This window comes from Alkalibacillus sp. S2W (genome assembly GCF_046764385.1).
GTDB classification, from domain to species: domain Bacteria; phylum Bacillota; class Bacilli; order Bacillales; family Alkalibacillaceae; genus Alkalibacillus; species Alkalibacillus almallahensis.
The window spans coordinates 1,178,454-1,193,237 of record NZ_CP177234.1; the positions used below are offsets into that span (position 1 = coordinate 1,178,454).

The window sequence follows — 14,784 nt, forward strand, 5'->3', positions numbered from 1 at the left end:
TAGGTTGTATGTCGTAATATACCATAAAGAAGATATAAGGAGGTAACTGTATGTCACCGGTTCATTTACCACCAGAACTGCATCAATTTAAGCAATTTGTTGAAACGAGGCCAGAGCTTATAAATTTAGTTCGACAAGGGCAATATACTTGGCAAACGTTGTTTAATTTATGGAAAGAAAAAGGGGAGGAAGAAGGCTTCTGGAAGCAGTTTGGTGCAACAAAAACAGAGACACGTCAAAGTAATAGTGATTATATACAAAACGTCTTAAAAAAGATTTCAGAAATTGATATTGATCAAGTTGAAAAGAATGTTAATCAATTAATGGGGGCTTTAGCTCAAATAGAACACTTATCAGATCAATTTAAACAAATGAAGAAAGGTCCAGACAAAAAACGATTTCCATTTTAAAGGATATTGGTTTTTCTGAATAATATTTGTTATGATGACGGTATGGAGGTGTGTAGATGTTAGCGAACACGGAAGTTATAGAAGTATTAGAACAAGCAGAAAAGCTTGGTGAAATGATTAAGCAATCGGAAGACTATGAGATATATCAGCAACACAAACAACAATTATATGGTGACCCTGAGGCACAAAGACTCATGAATAACTTTCAACAAATGAAAGATGATTATGAAGATGTGCAACGTTTTGGCCGTTATCATCCAGATTACACCAAAATTATGAAAGAAATACGAGAAGTAAAACGTGATTTGGATATGCATGATACTGTGGCAGAATTCAAACAAAAAGAGACGCAATTACAATCATTTTTAGATGATGTATCAGAAATTGTAGCTGGTGCTGTAAGTCCGAACATTAAAGCTCCACGTGATGGTGTTGCATTGAAAGACACGGGAGATAGTTGCGGTTGTGGCAGCGGCGGTGATTGCGGCTGTGAAGCCTCTTAGGTGAAATGGGGGAATCTTGATTGTTCACAAAGCGACAGGGTTTAATCATCTGGTTTAAACATATTAAGCAAGCTAAAAAATTACGTCGTTATGGTCATTTAATTTATACGTCAAAGCGTCTGAAATATGCTGTGTTATATGTGAACCAAGAAGATTTAGAAGATATAGAGGATGAGTTAAATGAATTATCTTTTGTAAAATCTGTTGAACGTTCTCATAAACCAGATATAGATACGGCTTATCAAGGGATGTTGAATAAAACGCATGACCTTGAAGCTGAAATGGAAAGTTACTATAAAAGTGGGTGATTGTACTAACAATCGCCCACTTTTTTGTGTTTACCTTTGTTAAAGTCCGTTGTTGATATTGTGATCCGCTACCGGTGAACGCTTTCCGTGGGCACGGCTCGAGCCTCCTCGGCCGCTAGAGGAACTTCGGCTAAGTGCCGGACGTCAATCACAAACGCCGAAGTGACCCACATCCTGTGGGCCTCTGGGGGTCTCGAGACACGTGCTGTTCCCACAGGAGTCGCCACCTTCGCTCCTCACAATTCAACAACTAATTGCTAAATGATTTAAAATCAACAATAAATTTTAACAGAGCCTTTTTATTCAAATCGGTGGAAGTAAGTGGTTTAATCTGAAGACGGCAATGAGTTGTTGAAAGAATAAAGATTCATCATGATATTTGGTTGAAGGTGGTACGTCAAATTCTATTAGATTGATGCCGATTTGCTTTGCAGATTCATTAAATGCTTCGTATCGAGCGTGGCTTTGACCTTCTTGAGGCTCAGGCATACCTTCTAAGCACACGTATATTGGCAAGAAGTGAGCTTGACTTGTAGGTTTCATAATAGCGGCAAACGAAATCTTATCCTGATCATCTTTTGTGGTGTGTAGTACTAATAAATGTTGGACGCGGTCAGGCATTGAATTAATTAACGTGATTAATTCATAAACGTCACCATAGCCTTCACCTAATTTTATTATATGTTGTGTCAATTTTCTGTTCCTCCTTTTGATACAGGTTTAATGTAGCATGTTGTCTTTGTTTTGTGAAATCATAGTCTGATTGAGTCGAATTTGATAAAATGAACGTTATATGCTAGATGAAGTCAAAAGCTACAGGTGATTGTATACATGCGGACAGTCATGAGTATAATAGTGTTTTTAACAGTGACAAGCGTTTTGTTAGGGGGCTATCACTGGTCGTCATTCCAAGAATCTACTCCCGAAAAAGATTTAGTCATTGATGAAACAGTGAGAGTAACCGAGACTGATGATACATTGATGATCGAACATCAATTGGACTCTTTATCACAAATGCAAATCCCAATAAGTCTTCCAGGCCAGGTTAATTCTATATCTTGTTTAGAAAAACAGTGTCAGGTTGAAAATGATGAGTTGATTGTGAATTCACAAGGGGCCTATACTTTAGAATATCAAGTTGCTAAAACAACGATTGTTCCATCTGTTTATTACATAAATGATTGGCTCGTAAAATTAGATCCAGAGAAACGTGATCAAAATTCGCGAAACATCCGAATGACCTTATCAGGGAAGAAACAAGGGCAATGGCATAGTATCAGGCCGCCTGTGCTAGATAGTGAGCGAAATAATATTCATTATTATGAATGGCAATTTGAAGATTCTGTAGAACCGCCGTTAATCAAATTAAAAGAGCCTGTGAGCTATCAAGAACGATTGAACCGTTTAAATATCTTATCGTATGAGGCTATTTCTCAGAAAAAATTACAAACCTTACAAAAGACATTTAATCAGTCGCATGATCAACTGTTAATTGTTAATCCTAATTTAGAAAAAGTGATTACAGATCATTTAGTTATTGTAAGTGACTTAAATAATTCTACTGAAAAAATGTTTGAAAGTTATTTGCAATCTGTGTCAACTGATGTTGAGCGAGACCAGAAAGTTATTCAAACATTAACAAATTTATTTTATCAACAAGACGTTGATCAGCCACTTGTTAATGCTTTAACAGAAACATTAACTAATGAAGAACAGAGTAAGCTATTTCAGCGACTTATGAGTTTAGATATGAATCAAGGTTCGCTTATTCAACTCCTAGATCAATTGTTATCAGGTTTATTAGGGTATCAGACGCAATTTTTCGAGTTAAATGATTCAAGTGAGTCTTTTGTTTCGTTGTTTGGTGATGAAACAAGGTCGTTGTATATCAATGGTGAGCAAGTTGACTATGATTTGAAGCGGAAAAATGAACAAGTCTATATGAAGATGAATGATTTTATCACTGCTTTTGATCTTTATGGTTTCTCTATTGATCAACGAAATGAGTGGTTCGTGGAGTCTGATGAAAAAGAATACCGCTTTTATTCGAATCGCTCTGTTTACATGATTGATCATACACGTTTTCAAGTTGATCAATCAGATTGGTTTGAAACAGAAGACTCATTTTATGTCAGTATAAGTTTACTAAGTGAAATATTTAATCCCTAAATTTCAAGTACAAGTTAGCCACTGGGCCAGCCCCTGCTATGGGGAGATTGTGAATAGATGAAGAGAGTTGACGCTCTCCCCCCTAGGGGGGAGCGAAATGTCACAACTATCTAAGCTATTGCCTTGACCTCTGTCATGAGTGCTTCCTGTGGCGTGCGATAATTGAGCTGTTTCCGCGGATAGGTATTCATCCACGTTTGTACGCGTAAGGTTTGTTGCTGACTCACTTGACTGATGGGGTGACTTTTCGGTATAAACCGTCGAATCAATTTGTGCTGATTTTCGCTGGTGCCGCGTTCATAAGATGCATAGGGATGACTAAAATAGACTTGGGTCGTTTCTTTTAAATCCGTTTCTAACGTGCTGAACTCCGACCCGTTATCTGACGTGATGGTTTTAAACATGGCGCGCATGTCTGTGCCGGTTCGCTCGGCCAGTGACTGAACGGCTTTTGAAATCGATGATGCATCCTTTCGGTCGACTTTAATAACGCATTCAAACCGTGTTTTACGCTCGGCCAAGGTGAGTAATACCTCATCATCTTCACCTTTAACGCCCAGTACCGTATCAATTTCCCAGTGTCCGAACTCTGCTCTGTCTTCAATATGTTTCGGCCGCTCTTCAATGGAAGTACCTAACTTGCGCTTATTTTCTTTACCGTGCCGCCCGGTCTTTCTAGGTGCGCGACTGACTTTCTCAAGCAGGTCAATATTCTTCGTCCGCATAATGCCGATGTTGATCCAATGATAGAGTGTGGTAGTGCACGGTAGTAAGGCTTGGGCATACGGAAAATGGACTTTCAAATAACCGACGACAGCGTCTGGAGACCATCCGTCCTGAAGCATCTTGGTATCCGCCCATTCTATGAATGTAGGGATACCAACCCATTTCGGTATACGCCCGCAGTTTAACCGATTTTCTTCGTACTGACGTTGGCCGACATCTGGGAAATAAACGGGATGCGTATAGCGGTATGTTTTGCCATTTTGTTTCTGTTCTCTTGCTTGCGTCACCGAACCCCGTTTAATCTCATTATTGATTGTTTGCGGCGCACAGCCTAATACTTTGGCGATTTGACGGTGAGAATAGCCTTCCTGCTTTAACACTTGGATTTTTGACCGTTCATCCGCGCTTAAGTGTTTGCCCTTAGTGCGGGGCATGTTATCATTAAATGGCGTCATGTGATTTCATTCCTTTATTGAGTGTTGTGGTTAACTTCAATATAACATGAAATTCACATGGCGTTTTTTATGACTTAAGTGGCTAAGTTCATTATAAAATCCACCGAAATATTTAATCGAACATATGAAGAGAATAGCGAAGAGATTCGACTTGAATAAAAAAACGGCTCTTTTTCAAGTATTTGAAAAAGAGCCACAATCTCTTTGCGTTAACAAAGAGCACAAAAAGGGAGAGGAGAAACCGGAAGAAGGTCTTATGGGGAATGATAAGACTTCTCCGAATCTAGAACGGATTCCTCAATACCGCTCTTGTTATCAGTATGGCCATTTCAAGAAAAGCTATACATTTTTAAGCAAATTTCTGTTGTAACATTGACATTTCGCTATACTTCTATAAAGATATTACTGAGATGAACAAAAAAGTTGGTGAGGCCATGCGAGTCATATCAGGAAAATATAAAGGAAGAAATTTGAAAGCGGTACCGGGAATGAGTACACGACCTACTACTGATAAAGTCAAAGAATCTTTATTTCATCGAATTGGTCCTTTTTTTGATGGTGGACAAGTTTTAGACTTGTTTGCAGGAAGCGGTGGCTTAGGGATTGAGGCATTAAGTAGAGGCGCTGAACATGTCGTGTTTGTTGATGCTCAGAGTGCAGCTGTAAAAACGATTCACAACAATTTAAAGACTCTTAAAGTTGAACAGAATTATGATGTGTTTCGCCAGGATGCATTTCGTGCAATAAAAGCAGCCGGTAAACAAGACAGACAGTTTGATTATGTTTTTCTTGATCCCCCTTATGGGAAAGTGTCATTTGAGAAATTATTCGAAGCGCTTATAGATCATAAAGTGTTAAATGTTGATGCCATGATTATTTGTGAACATGATCCAAATGATACATTACCAGAAAGCCAAGCTTTATTTGAAAAAGAACATTACGATAAATATAGCAATACAATCGCCGTTACGGTTTATCGTTATGAGAAACAGGAGGATACTAATGTATAAAACAGCCATTTGCCCAGGAAGTTTTGACCCCATTACTAACGGTCATTTAGACATTATTAGAAGAGGTTCTGAAGTGTTTGATCATGTGATCGTAGCTGTCTTTAATAATCAATCAAAATCACCTTTATTCTCAATAGAGGAGCGACTTCAATTGATTCGTGAAGCGACCAAAGATCTGAGCAATGTCTCGGTTGATGTTAGTCATGGATTATTAGTAGATTACGCTGATGAAAAGGATGCAACAGCTATTCTAAGAGGGTTACGTGCGGTCAGTGATTTTGAATATGAAATGCAAATAACTTCAATGAACCGTCATTTAAATGAGGAAGTAGAGACGTTATTTATGATGACCAATAACAAATATTCATTTTTAAGCTCAAGTATGGTGAAAGAAGCCGCTCGATACCATTCTGACGTATCAGAACTTGTACCAGAACCTGTTGAAAAAGCTTTGATCGAAAAATACAAAGCTTAATCAATGACCCAACGTCATGTAGTACGTTGGGTCATATTTTTTATCATCAACCAGACTGTCACCAATATAGCTAAACTAGTAACTAAGGGGCCAAATGTTTGGATATCATTCAAGAGGTTAATAACCCAATGGTTAGCTGTTTTAGACGTGTCGACCGGAACGTCTTGCGGATTAGATGTTTGACGATCTAAATAAATAGGTTGGTATAAGAGTAGCACAAGTATAACCGCCCATACCATATGTAATAGACGTCCAATCAGGTAGGGTTTGTAACGAATCTCAGTGTTGGCAATGATACTGGCGACTTGTGAATGAATGGATAGTCCATTGAAAGCTAGTAATAAACTAACAAAGATGACTTGTACAAATAAAGTGGCTTCGTCCGTTTGTGCAACCATTTGTGCCCCTAAAGTAATTTCAAATAGTCCACTAATGATGGGAAGTGCTAATTCTCCAGGTTGAGAAATAAATTCAAGCCCTTTTTCTAAAATAGAACTTAGCCATTCAGAAACACCAGATAAAAATAACAATTTATTAATGACGGAAAAAAGTATAATAAATCCACCGATCATGACCAACGTTTTGACTGAAGAATAGACAGCATCTCCAAGATGTTGGCCGAGTGGTTTTTGTTGCTGTGGTTGTGGGGTGGATAACATGTGTTTGATTTTTTCTCCAAGCGTCGATGATGACTGTTGATTGGATTTCTCACTTTTAGTGTCCGAATGACGAAGATAAAAACGCATGCATACACCAACTAATAGACTAGCCCCGTAATGACTAATCGCAATAAGCCATCCTAACGTAGGATTATGAAAGAATCCTACTGCAACTGCGCCAAAGATAAATAAAGGGTTGGAAGCATTCGTAAAAGCAATTAATCTTTCTGCTTCTATAGTCGATATGGCTTTTTCTTCATATAAACGCGTCGCAATTTTGGCACCGGATGGATAACCACTTACAAGTCCCATCGCAATAGCAACACCACCAGCACCAGGTAAGTTAAACAGAGGGCGCATGAGTGGTTCTAATAATATTCCAATCAGCCTAACGACACCAAAGGCAAGTAATAATTCTGCTATGATAAAAAAAGGAAGTAATGATGGGAACACAATTTCAGTCCATAACGTAAGTCCTCGAATGGAAGCTTCGTATGTTTGATCAGGAAAAAGAATCATAGCAATTGCAAAGAATAAGACAATCAAGGCATAATAGAATGTGGCAAATTTGAACAAGTTTGTTGCCTCCTTGCATTCTAACTGTACGAATAAGTTGGAGCGTAGTAAAATATGCATTAATAGAGCACTTGTAACTGTGACTTGTCTATATATATGCTAGGGGCTCATTGTATAGAAGAGGTGTTAAGAATGACACGACCAACGATTGGTTTAGCATTAGGTTCTGGCGGGGCGAGAGGGTTCTCTCATCTCGGTGTCATAAAGAAATTGAGAGAGCATAAAATTCCGATTGATTATATTGCTGGAAGTAGTATGGGTGCCTTAGTAGGAGCTTTTTATGCAGCCGGACAAAATGTCGATGATTTATATAAATTGGCTTTAACATTTAAACGCAAATACTTCATGGACGTTTCAGTACCAAGAATGGGGTTATTACAAGGTGAAAGAATCAAATCGTATATTCGACTATTTACATATAAAAAAACTATAGAAGAGTTTACGATTCCGATGTCAATCGTCGCAACAGATTTATACACGGGAGACAAAGTGGTTTTTCGCGACGGGGATGCTGCATCTGCTGTACGCGCGAGTATTTCCATTCCAGGAGTTTTTGTGCCAGAAAAGATAAATGATCAGTTTCTTGTTGATGGTGGAGTTATTGACCGTGTTCCTATATCAGTTGTTCGTGATATGGGGGCAGATATTGTCATAGCTGTGGATTGCTCTAAATTTGAAGCAAATGGAGACATTCAATCAATTTATGATGTCATCATGCAAAGTATTGATATAATGCAAGATGATATTACGGATCATATGATGATCGATGCAGATATTGTCATGCGACCAGAAGTTTATCAGTTTAGCTCGCGAAATTATTCAAACACTGCAGAAATCTTACAAAAAGGAGAAGAAGAAGCGGAAAGACGGATAGCAGAAATTCAAACGCTGATGAAAGGTTGGAACCAATAAATGATGGGATTTAACAGAAAACATTTAGTAATCTTAGTCTTAACTATTGCAGTAGCTGCGTTTCTTTCGTTTTATAAGCTGGATTATTATATATACCAACCAGGAGATACGACATCATTGACGGATGTTGTTGAAATCGAAGGAACAGAAAGAAGTGAAGGGCAATTTAATTTAGTGACAGTTCGTGGTGGTCAAGCCACACCTATTTATTATGGGTGGGCTATGTTACAAGATCATTATGACATTGTTGATCTTGAAGAGGTGCGACCAGAAGGTATTAGTCAAGAAGAATATATGGAAACTCAATTACATTATATGGAGAGTTCACAAGAAGCCGCAACAGTCGTTGCTTATGAAGCGGCCGATGCTGATATCACAATCAATTATAATGGCACATTTGTAGCAGGAGTTTTACCTGATATGCCAGCAAATGATGTGATTGAACCAGGTGATGAAATTATCGCTATTAATGGTCAAGAAATTGAATCAACAAATGATATAATTGAACGAACATCCTCATTTGGTATGGGAGATACCATAGATGTAACACTTTTAAGAGATGAAGAGGAATTGAACGTGAGTGTAGAACTGGCGCCGTTACCTCAAGATCCTGATCGACCAGGAATGGGTGTTTCGCTAGTGACCGACCGTGATGTGTCTGTTGAACCAGAAGTTGAGTATGAAAGTGGTCAAATCGGAGGACCAAGCGCCGGGTTAATGTTTGCTTTAGAAGTTTATGATCAATTGACGGATGAAAATTTGACTAACGGATTAAATATCGTTGGTACAGGTACTATAGATTATAATGGTCAAGTAGGATCGATTGGTGGTATTGATAAGAAAGTTGTTGCCGCAGAGAAAGATAATGCTGATTTGTTCTTTGCACCTAATGAAAATGGAAGTGAAGGGTCAAATTATGAAGTAGCGCAAAAGACTGCAGAAGAAATAGATGCGTCGTTTGACGTTGTGCCGGTAGACAATTTCCAAGACGCTGTTGATTATTTAGAATCTATGGAATAAGTAAAAAATAAGTTATTAATAAAACTCTAACGTTCATGGAGGATCGTTAGAGTTTTATCTTATATTAGTAATCATCACTTAAGTGATAATCGGCCCTTTAATTTCTTGCCGCTTTAATGAATATCTTTTATGAGGGGGTATAGGACTATAATAGGCATCAGTTGCACGTTCTTCTATGTTTAAGAGTGGATCGTTTAATTGCTGAAGGTTTGATATGAGTGGAACATCTAATGATTTTTTGCGTAAATTAATCCATTCGCGACCCATTGAACTCATACCAAGTAAACGTATATAAGGTGGTTCTTTTCTTTCTTTGTATTGATCAACTTCTGTTTTAGTTGTGTTTGTTAATAAGTGGACAAACATTCTTTGAAGACGTGTCCATGTATAACGTTTCGTTTTTAATCGTTCCATCCAATCTTGAAAATTATTTGCTTGGTTAACTGTTTGTTTAAGACGATATTCCAATCCTTCAATCATACCGTGAATATGACGTAACTGCTCATGAGAATGCGTTTGAACAAGTAATTGAAGGTGTGGAAAATATAGTTCCCATTCATGCCATAATCCACTTGTCTGCTGATAGGTAATCAATTGGTTGATGGTCTCGTCAGGTAATGCCTTTTTTGATAAATCGGATAATTCTCCTTCATTAAACAAGTCTTTACGAATACTTGTTGCTGAAGCGATGGAATAATCGATGGTCTCGTCGTGATAATGACTTTTAGTACGAGTGATGGTTTCGGGTTGAATATAACTATTCAGATGACGGATTGCTTTTACATAGCTAAATCCAAGAATGTTATTCGGTTGACCTAAATCAAGTTTTCCATCGCGTAAACCAATTGCTTCATAGGCTTTGGTGCTAGCTTGAGGAAAAGATTGGCCTTCATTCAAATGGTTTTGTCGTATTTCATTGAACAGGTCTTCGTGTTCATTAAAATAATCGTAATTCTCGGTGAATTCCGTAATATCTCCAGATTCACTTCCGAAGCAAAGATAATCGACACCTAATGCATTTAAAATCGAGACAGCTCCGTGAGCAAAAAGGTCAGCATATTGAACGGCATAGATAAACGGGAGTTCGACTACAACATCAACACCGTGCTTAAGGGCTGCTTGGGTACGAGAGAATTTATCAATAATGCCTGGTTCTCCACGTTGTAAGAAAGAACTACTCATGACTGCTACGGTAATTTCTGCATTTGTTTTCGTGCGAGAAGCTTCCTGATGATATAAATGTCCGTTATGAAATGGGTTATATTCAACGATCAGGCCACATGCTTTCATTTAGACTCATCCTTTTTATTATCATTAAGTCTATCGTAGAAATAAATCGCTCAAAAAACAAGGGCGATATGGTATGATGAATATAAATTATATAAAAATGTATGATTTAAGATGGTGTTAAGAAAAAATATTGACAAAAGGCTGAATACCTTTTAAAATAACTCTTGTTGCCTTGAGGTGATTATAATGAATATTGCATTACAAAAAATTGCGGCACATACGCCGTACACAATTACGGAAACGGTTGATGTTAGTGAGTTAGAGGATTTCGATAATGATATTCGCCGGATTGGATCAGTTGATGTTTCGGTTGAAGCTACACTAAATCAAGGTATTTTTACGTTCCGAATAAACATTACTGGTGAAATGATCTTGCCATGTGCAAGGACATTAGTTGATGTGCCTTATCCTTTTACGGTTGAAGCATATGAACAATTCACTCAGGTGGAATATAAAGCCTCAAAAGATGATGAAATCTTTTTCGTTGACCGTGAAGTCCTTGACTTAACGCCTTATATCAAGGAAAATATTTTATTGGAAGTTCCCATTCGCGTTTTTAGTGAAGGTACTAAAATCGAGGATGTTGTTGATGAGCAAGAAGGATTTACTGTTCTAGGTGAAGATGAATATCTAGAAAAAGAAGCGATGCAGCAAAAGAAATTCGAGCAAGAGAAAGAATCAGAACAACAAAAGAAAGTAGATCCTAGACTCTCATCCCTAAAACAATATTTTGAAGATGATGAATAATTCAATCGATCCTAAAACGGACTGATTAAGGAGGTGTAGAACATGGCAGTACCTAAGCGCAAAACATCAAGTAAAGTAAAACGCCAACGTCGTACGCACAAAAAACTACATTTACCAGGTATGGTAGAATGCCAAAATTGTGGTGAATATGCAAAACCTCACCACGTATGTGCAGGATGTGGTCATTACAACGGAAAAGAGGTTGTTGAGAAATAAATCAACAACCCATTAACTAATCAAGATGTCTCAACAAGAGGCATCTTTTTTATTAACTAATCTCATCATGTAGGTGAATATAATGGAAAATTTAATCAATGTGGATTACAATGAATCCTTTAATGTGACAACAATCACTTTAAATCGACCGGAAAAGCGCAATGCTTTATCAGCACAAATAATCCAACAATTACAACAAGCTATTGATCAATTACATAATGATCCACATACAAAACTTGTGATTATTAAAGGTGCAGGAGAAGCTTTTTGTGCGGGTGGTGATTTATCTGAATTTCATGGTGATCTAACGCAACCAGAAGCGCTTACCATGTTAGAGCCGATGAAATCCGTTCTATGGAAGTTAACAACACTATCTGTCCCAACAGTTGCTTGGATGAATGGACTAGCACGAGGTGGCGGCATGGAACTTGCGAGTGCTTGTGATTTTCGCTTTGTTCAATCGGGAAGCAATTATGGATTCACACAAGGTCAACTTGGTATTTCAACTGGTTGGGGTGGTGGCACTTTACTATATGAGCGAATCCATAAACAAGATGCTTATTATTGGTTAGTGACGGCCGATGTTCGTGAGGCTGATCAGTTAATTGCCAATCGCTTTGCTCAAGGGGTATTTTCATATCATGATGATATTTGGGATAGTGAGCTTATAACGCCGTTTCTTAATCGTGACATCGAACAATTAAAACATTGGAAGCAACAATGGCTGCAACAATTTGATTTACAAATGTTAAAAACTCGTATGGACGATGAAGTAAAATCTTGTAGTTATTTGTGGGTTAGCGAAGCACATCATCAAGCCGTTGCTCAATTTTTTAATCGAAAATAAATTCACTAGTCTATCTAATCTTCTAGATGCATACCTTACTAGTAATGATTGCTAGTAAAGGAGGGATAGACGTGACGACAAGACAAGATGCATGGACTAAAGATGAAGATCTATTATTGGCTGAAACGGTTATTCGCTACATAAGAGAAGGAAAAACCCAAATGAAAGCATTTCAGTCAGTAGGGGAAAAGCTCAATCGAACTGCTCAAGCTTGTGGCTTTCGTTGGAATGCTAATTTAAGAAAGCATTATGATCAGGCGATTGAACTGGCTAAAAAAGATCGAAAACAATTGGGAAGACAACGATTACAAACTTTTGAAGAAGAGATGCCCAAACAAGAAAGCGAACGATTTGATGATTTGATTGCTCAACTCAAACGCTTGAAAGAAGAGTATGGTGAGTTTGAACAACCAGATAAAGTTGAAAATTTACAAGAGCAATTGGAAGCTTACCACACATGTTTGTCACAAATTCATCATTTAACACGGCCATTTGTAAATGGTTATAAAACAGATTGATTAAAGTAAAAGCACCTCATCCCAATATGAAGAAGGGATGAGGTGCTTTTATATTATTCACTACCTTTTTCGCTGACACCTTCAGGTAACCAAATAAAAGGATTTTCGCCGAAATCACGTTGTAATTCATAAGTAGCGGGTTGAAAACCTTGTTTTTCCCAGAAACCATGAGAATTAATACGTGCGTTAGTTTTAATAGGTAAATTAAAACTTTTGGCAAAGTCTACTAACTGTTTACCAAACCCACGATTTCTGAAGCTGTTTAAGACTTCCAATTTCCATAGCTGTAAGAAGTCTTGCTGTGGCTCGAAGTAATAGTCATATTTGGCATCAACACGATACAAGCTCATACGAGCAACAAGTTCATCACCATAATATATACCGTAAAATGGTGATTCGCTATTGTTTTCAATCATGTTGTTTTCTAAGTCTTCTAACATCGATAATTCTTGAATACCGTATGCTTTGAATTTTTTAAATTCTTCTAGAGTTCTAAAATTTATTAATAAGGGTTCTACTTTCGTTGGCATGGTTCGGACCTCCTTACGTTTTCTGATACTTATTATAGTACAATCGCACGTTAATGAAAACGATTGTCCTCAGAAATTCCATCCCTAATCATGATATTTTTTGCTAAAATAAGAAGTAAAGGTACGATAGGGATAGGTGAATGGTGATGTCAGTTGGTGTAATTGGTATTGGTGCATTGGGTTTATTTGTCGCACATGAATTAAGTCAAATGGGTTATTCGGTCACTTGTTATGTGAAGCGAGAGGACCAGAAGATTACGCTGGATCGTGAAGGCATACAGAAAGATAATCAAACTCCAGTTTACCCGAATGTTCGAATGACTCAAGCACTACAATCGCATGATTGGCTATTTGTGTGTACGAAACAAACAGATTTAGATAATGTTCTAGAACGGATTGATCAAGCGAACGTTAAAATTAATCATGTTGTGTTTTTACAGAATGGTCTCGGACATGTTGAAAAGATTAACGCTTTAACGGGCTTGCAAAAGTTTATCGGTGTCTGCGAGCATGGTGTTAAGCGTGAAAATGATCACCATGTTTTACATACAGGGAAAGGACTTATACGACTGGCTCCTCTTAATCATACAGAAACGTTTAGTTTAAATCACCTTCAACATGATCATTTCCCTATTATTATAGAGGATTCATTACAAAAAACAATAGAAGAAAAACTTGTTATCAATAGCGTTATAAACCCATTAACTGCTATTTACGGTGTTAAAAATGGAACAATATTAAAAGTAGATCGTTTACGACGATTAGCACATCGATTGGTATTAGAAGCAACGGAGGTATTAGATTTAGACGATGAGGTTATTTGGGGTCGGGTTGAATCGGTATGCCGTAACACAAGTGAAAATACGTCTTCGATGTTAGCGGATATTAAACGTGGAAGACAAACAGAAATAGATTATATGAATGGTTACCTTGTTCAGTTAGCTTCTGAACAATGCCCGACTCATGAATTAATATATCAAATGATAAAGGTGAAAGAATGTTTAAGTGAGGTGTAAGTGGTGGCGTATTTTGGAACGATTATTGCAGTGTTGTCCACTGTTCCATTTTTAACCTTTTTTATTCTATTTTGGGTGTTTAGGAAATGGACTGGACAAGCGTCGCGGTCGACAAAACGAGCTGCCGATTATTCTACTGTGTTATTTCTTTTTGCTGATATTGCTTTATTAGATTACATATTTGATATCGTTCCTTTCGGGGAAACGCTATTAGCTTATATCATTTTTTTTGCTATTGTCTTAACCATTCAATGGCGGCGAGAAGAAGAAATAATAATTATTCGAGCGGTTCGTTTTGTTTGGCGCTTAAGTTTTGTTATGTTATCAGTAGCTTATCTTTTGTTAGTGCCTGTAGCTATCTTAATGAATTTGTAATTGAATCGAAAATATAGATGTG

20 protein-coding genes are annotated in these 14,784 nt (G+C 37.5%); 15 read left to right on the forward strand and 5 right to left on the reverse strand.

What is annotated here, in order from left to right:
• Window positions 1–50: 50 nt before the first annotated feature.
• Genes ylbD through ACKXGF_RS06400 form a run of 3 tightly spaced genes read left to right on the forward strand, consistent with a single transcriptional unit; the run spans window position 51 to window position 1,221 of the window.
• On the forward strand, window positions 51–410 hold the full coding sequence (gene ylbD, locus ACKXGF_RS06390) for a spore coat protein YlbD (protein WP_411955365.1): 360 nt from the start codon (window positions 51–53) through the stop codon (window positions 408–410).
• 56 nt (window positions 411–466) lie between these two features.
• A complete protein-coding gene (locus tag ACKXGF_RS06395; protein WP_167259833.1) occupies window positions 467–913 on the forward strand; it encodes a YlbF family regulator in 447 nt (148 codons plus the stop codon).
• A 20-nt stretch (window positions 914–933) separates the two neighbouring features.
• Window positions 934–1,221 (forward strand): YlbG family protein, encoded by a 288-nt coding sequence (locus ACKXGF_RS06400; protein WP_167259835.1) that lies wholly within the window; start codon window positions 934–936, stop codon window positions 1,219–1,221.
• A 303-nt stretch (window positions 1,222–1,524) separates the two neighbouring features.
• On the opposite strand, the gene ACKXGF_RS06405 is transcribed toward ACKXGF_RS06400, so the two are convergent.
• Window positions 1,525–1,914, reverse strand: coding sequence for a methylthioribose kinase (locus tag ACKXGF_RS06405; RefSeq protein WP_411955366.1), 390 nt, complete (start codon window positions 1,912–1,914; stop codon window positions 1,525–1,527).
• A 138-nt stretch (window positions 1,915–2,052) separates the two neighbouring features.
• Between ACKXGF_RS06405 and ACKXGF_RS06410 the strand changes: the two genes are divergently transcribed.
• Complete coding sequence (locus tag ACKXGF_RS06410) at window positions 2,053–3,390, forward strand: hypothetical protein (RefSeq protein WP_411955367.1); 1,338 nt, start codon at window positions 2,053–2,055, stop codon at window positions 3,388–3,390.
• A 110-nt stretch (window positions 3,391–3,500) separates the two neighbouring features.
• Here the strand turns inward: ACKXGF_RS06410 and ACKXGF_RS06415 are convergent, their stop codons facing one another.
• Complete coding sequence (locus ACKXGF_RS06415; protein ID WP_411953264.1) at window positions 3,501–4,571, reverse strand: IS30 family transposase; 1,071 nt, start codon at window positions 4,569–4,571, stop codon at window positions 3,501–3,503.
• Window positions 4,572–4,722: 151 nt separating this feature from the next.
• Here ACKXGF_RS06415 and ACKXGF_RS06420 point away from each other — a divergent pair, with 151 nt between their 5' ends.
• Genes ACKXGF_RS06420 through coaD form a run of 3 tightly spaced genes read left to right on the forward strand, consistent with a single transcriptional unit; the run spans window position 4,723 to window position 6,056 of the window.
• Window positions 4,723–4,941: a hypothetical protein gene (locus ACKXGF_RS06420; RefSeq protein WP_411955368.1), complete on the forward strand. Its 219-nt coding sequence runs from the start codon at window positions 4,723–4,725 to the stop codon at window positions 4,939–4,941.
• Window positions 4,942–4,981: 40 nt separating this feature from the next.
• Window positions 4,982–5,581 carry a 16S rRNA (guanine(966)-N(2))-methyltransferase RsmD gene (gene rsmD / locus ACKXGF_RS06425; protein WP_411955369.1) on the forward strand — a complete coding sequence of 200 codons (600 nt, stop codon included), beginning with the start codon at window positions 4,982–4,984 and terminating at the stop codon, window positions 5,579–5,581.
• Window positions 5,574–6,056 (forward strand): pantetheine-phosphate adenylyltransferase, encoded by a 483-nt coding sequence (gene coaD / locus ACKXGF_RS06430; protein WP_167259845.1) that lies wholly within the window; start codon window positions 5,574–5,576, stop codon window positions 6,054–6,056. Before rsmD ends, coaD begins: the two co-directional genes overlap by 8 nt.
• Before the next feature lie 14 nt (window positions 6,057–6,070).
• On the opposite strand, the gene ylbJ is transcribed toward coaD, so the two are convergent.
• Window positions 6,071–7,291 carry a sporulation integral membrane protein YlbJ gene (gene ylbJ, locus ACKXGF_RS06435; protein ID WP_411955370.1) on the reverse strand — a complete coding sequence of 407 codons (1,221 nt, stop codon included), beginning with the start codon at window positions 7,289–7,291 and terminating at the stop codon, window positions 6,071–6,073.
• A gap of 123 nt (window positions 7,292–7,414) precedes the next feature.
• On the opposite strand from ylbJ, the gene ACKXGF_RS06440 reads away from it, so the two are divergent.
• Window positions 7,415–8,203 carry a patatin-like phospholipase family protein gene (locus ACKXGF_RS06440; protein ID WP_411955563.1) on the forward strand — a complete coding sequence of 263 codons (789 nt, stop codon included), beginning with the start codon at window positions 7,415–7,417 and terminating at the stop codon, window positions 8,201–8,203.
• A complete protein-coding gene (locus ACKXGF_RS06445) occupies window positions 8,204–9,223 on the forward strand; it encodes a SepM family pheromone-processing serine protease (protein WP_341770907.1) in 1,020 nt (339 codons plus the stop codon).
• Between the two features lie 78 nt (window positions 9,224–9,301).
• Here ACKXGF_RS06445 and ACKXGF_RS06450 read toward each other — a convergent pair whose 3' ends face one another.
• Window positions 9,302–10,513 (reverse strand): nucleotidyltransferase, encoded by a 1,212-nt coding sequence (locus tag ACKXGF_RS06450; protein WP_167259851.1) that lies wholly within the window; start codon window positions 10,511–10,513, stop codon window positions 9,302–9,304.
• 186 nt (window positions 10,514–10,699) lie between these two features.
• On the opposite strand from ACKXGF_RS06450, the gene ACKXGF_RS06455 reads away from it, so the two are divergent.
• The 4 genes from ACKXGF_RS06455 (at window position 10,700) to ACKXGF_RS06470 (ending at window position 12,841) form a co-directional block, all read left to right on the forward strand.
• Window positions 10,700–11,260, forward strand: coding sequence for a YceD family protein (locus ACKXGF_RS06455; RefSeq protein WP_411955371.1), 561 nt, complete (start codon window positions 10,700–10,702; stop codon window positions 11,258–11,260).
• Between the two features lie 42 nt (window positions 11,261–11,302).
• Window positions 11,303–11,476, forward strand: coding sequence for a 50S ribosomal protein L32 (gene rpmF / locus ACKXGF_RS06460; RefSeq protein ID WP_411955372.1), 174 nt, complete (start codon window positions 11,303–11,305; stop codon window positions 11,474–11,476).
• Between the two features lie 82 nt (window positions 11,477–11,558).
• Window positions 11,559–12,323: an enoyl-CoA hydratase/isomerase family protein gene (locus ACKXGF_RS06465; protein ID WP_411955373.1), complete on the forward strand. Its 765-nt coding sequence runs from the start codon at window positions 11,559–11,561 to the stop codon at window positions 12,321–12,323.
• A 44-nt stretch (window positions 12,324–12,367) separates the two neighbouring features.
• Window positions 12,368–12,841, forward strand: a complete 474-nt coding sequence (locus ACKXGF_RS06470; RefSeq protein ID WP_411955374.1) for an RsfA family transcriptional regulator — start codon at window positions 12,368–12,370, stop codon at window positions 12,839–12,841.
• Window positions 12,842–12,894: 53 nt separating this feature from the next.
• Here the strand turns inward: ACKXGF_RS06470 and ACKXGF_RS06475 are convergent, their stop codons facing one another.
• Window positions 12,895–13,371, reverse strand: a complete 477-nt coding sequence (locus tag ACKXGF_RS06475; RefSeq protein ID WP_167259861.1) for an N-acetyltransferase — start codon at window positions 13,369–13,371, stop codon at window positions 12,895–12,897.
• A gap of 146 nt (window positions 13,372–13,517) precedes the next feature.
• On the opposite strand from ACKXGF_RS06475, the gene ACKXGF_RS06480 reads away from it, so the two are divergent.
• Together ACKXGF_RS06480 and ACKXGF_RS06485 are read left to right on the forward strand one after the other, a co-directional pair.
• Complete coding sequence (locus ACKXGF_RS06480) at window positions 13,518–14,387, forward strand: ketopantoate reductase family protein (RefSeq protein ID WP_411955375.1); 870 nt, start codon at window positions 13,518–13,520, stop codon at window positions 14,385–14,387.
• 3 nt (window positions 14,388–14,390) lie between these two features.
• Window positions 14,391–14,762 carry a DUF3397 family protein gene (locus tag ACKXGF_RS06485; protein WP_411955376.1) on the forward strand — a complete coding sequence of 124 codons (372 nt, stop codon included), beginning with the start codon at window positions 14,391–14,393 and terminating at the stop codon, window positions 14,760–14,762.
• The last annotated feature ends 22 nt before the right edge of the window (window positions 14,763–14,784 follow it).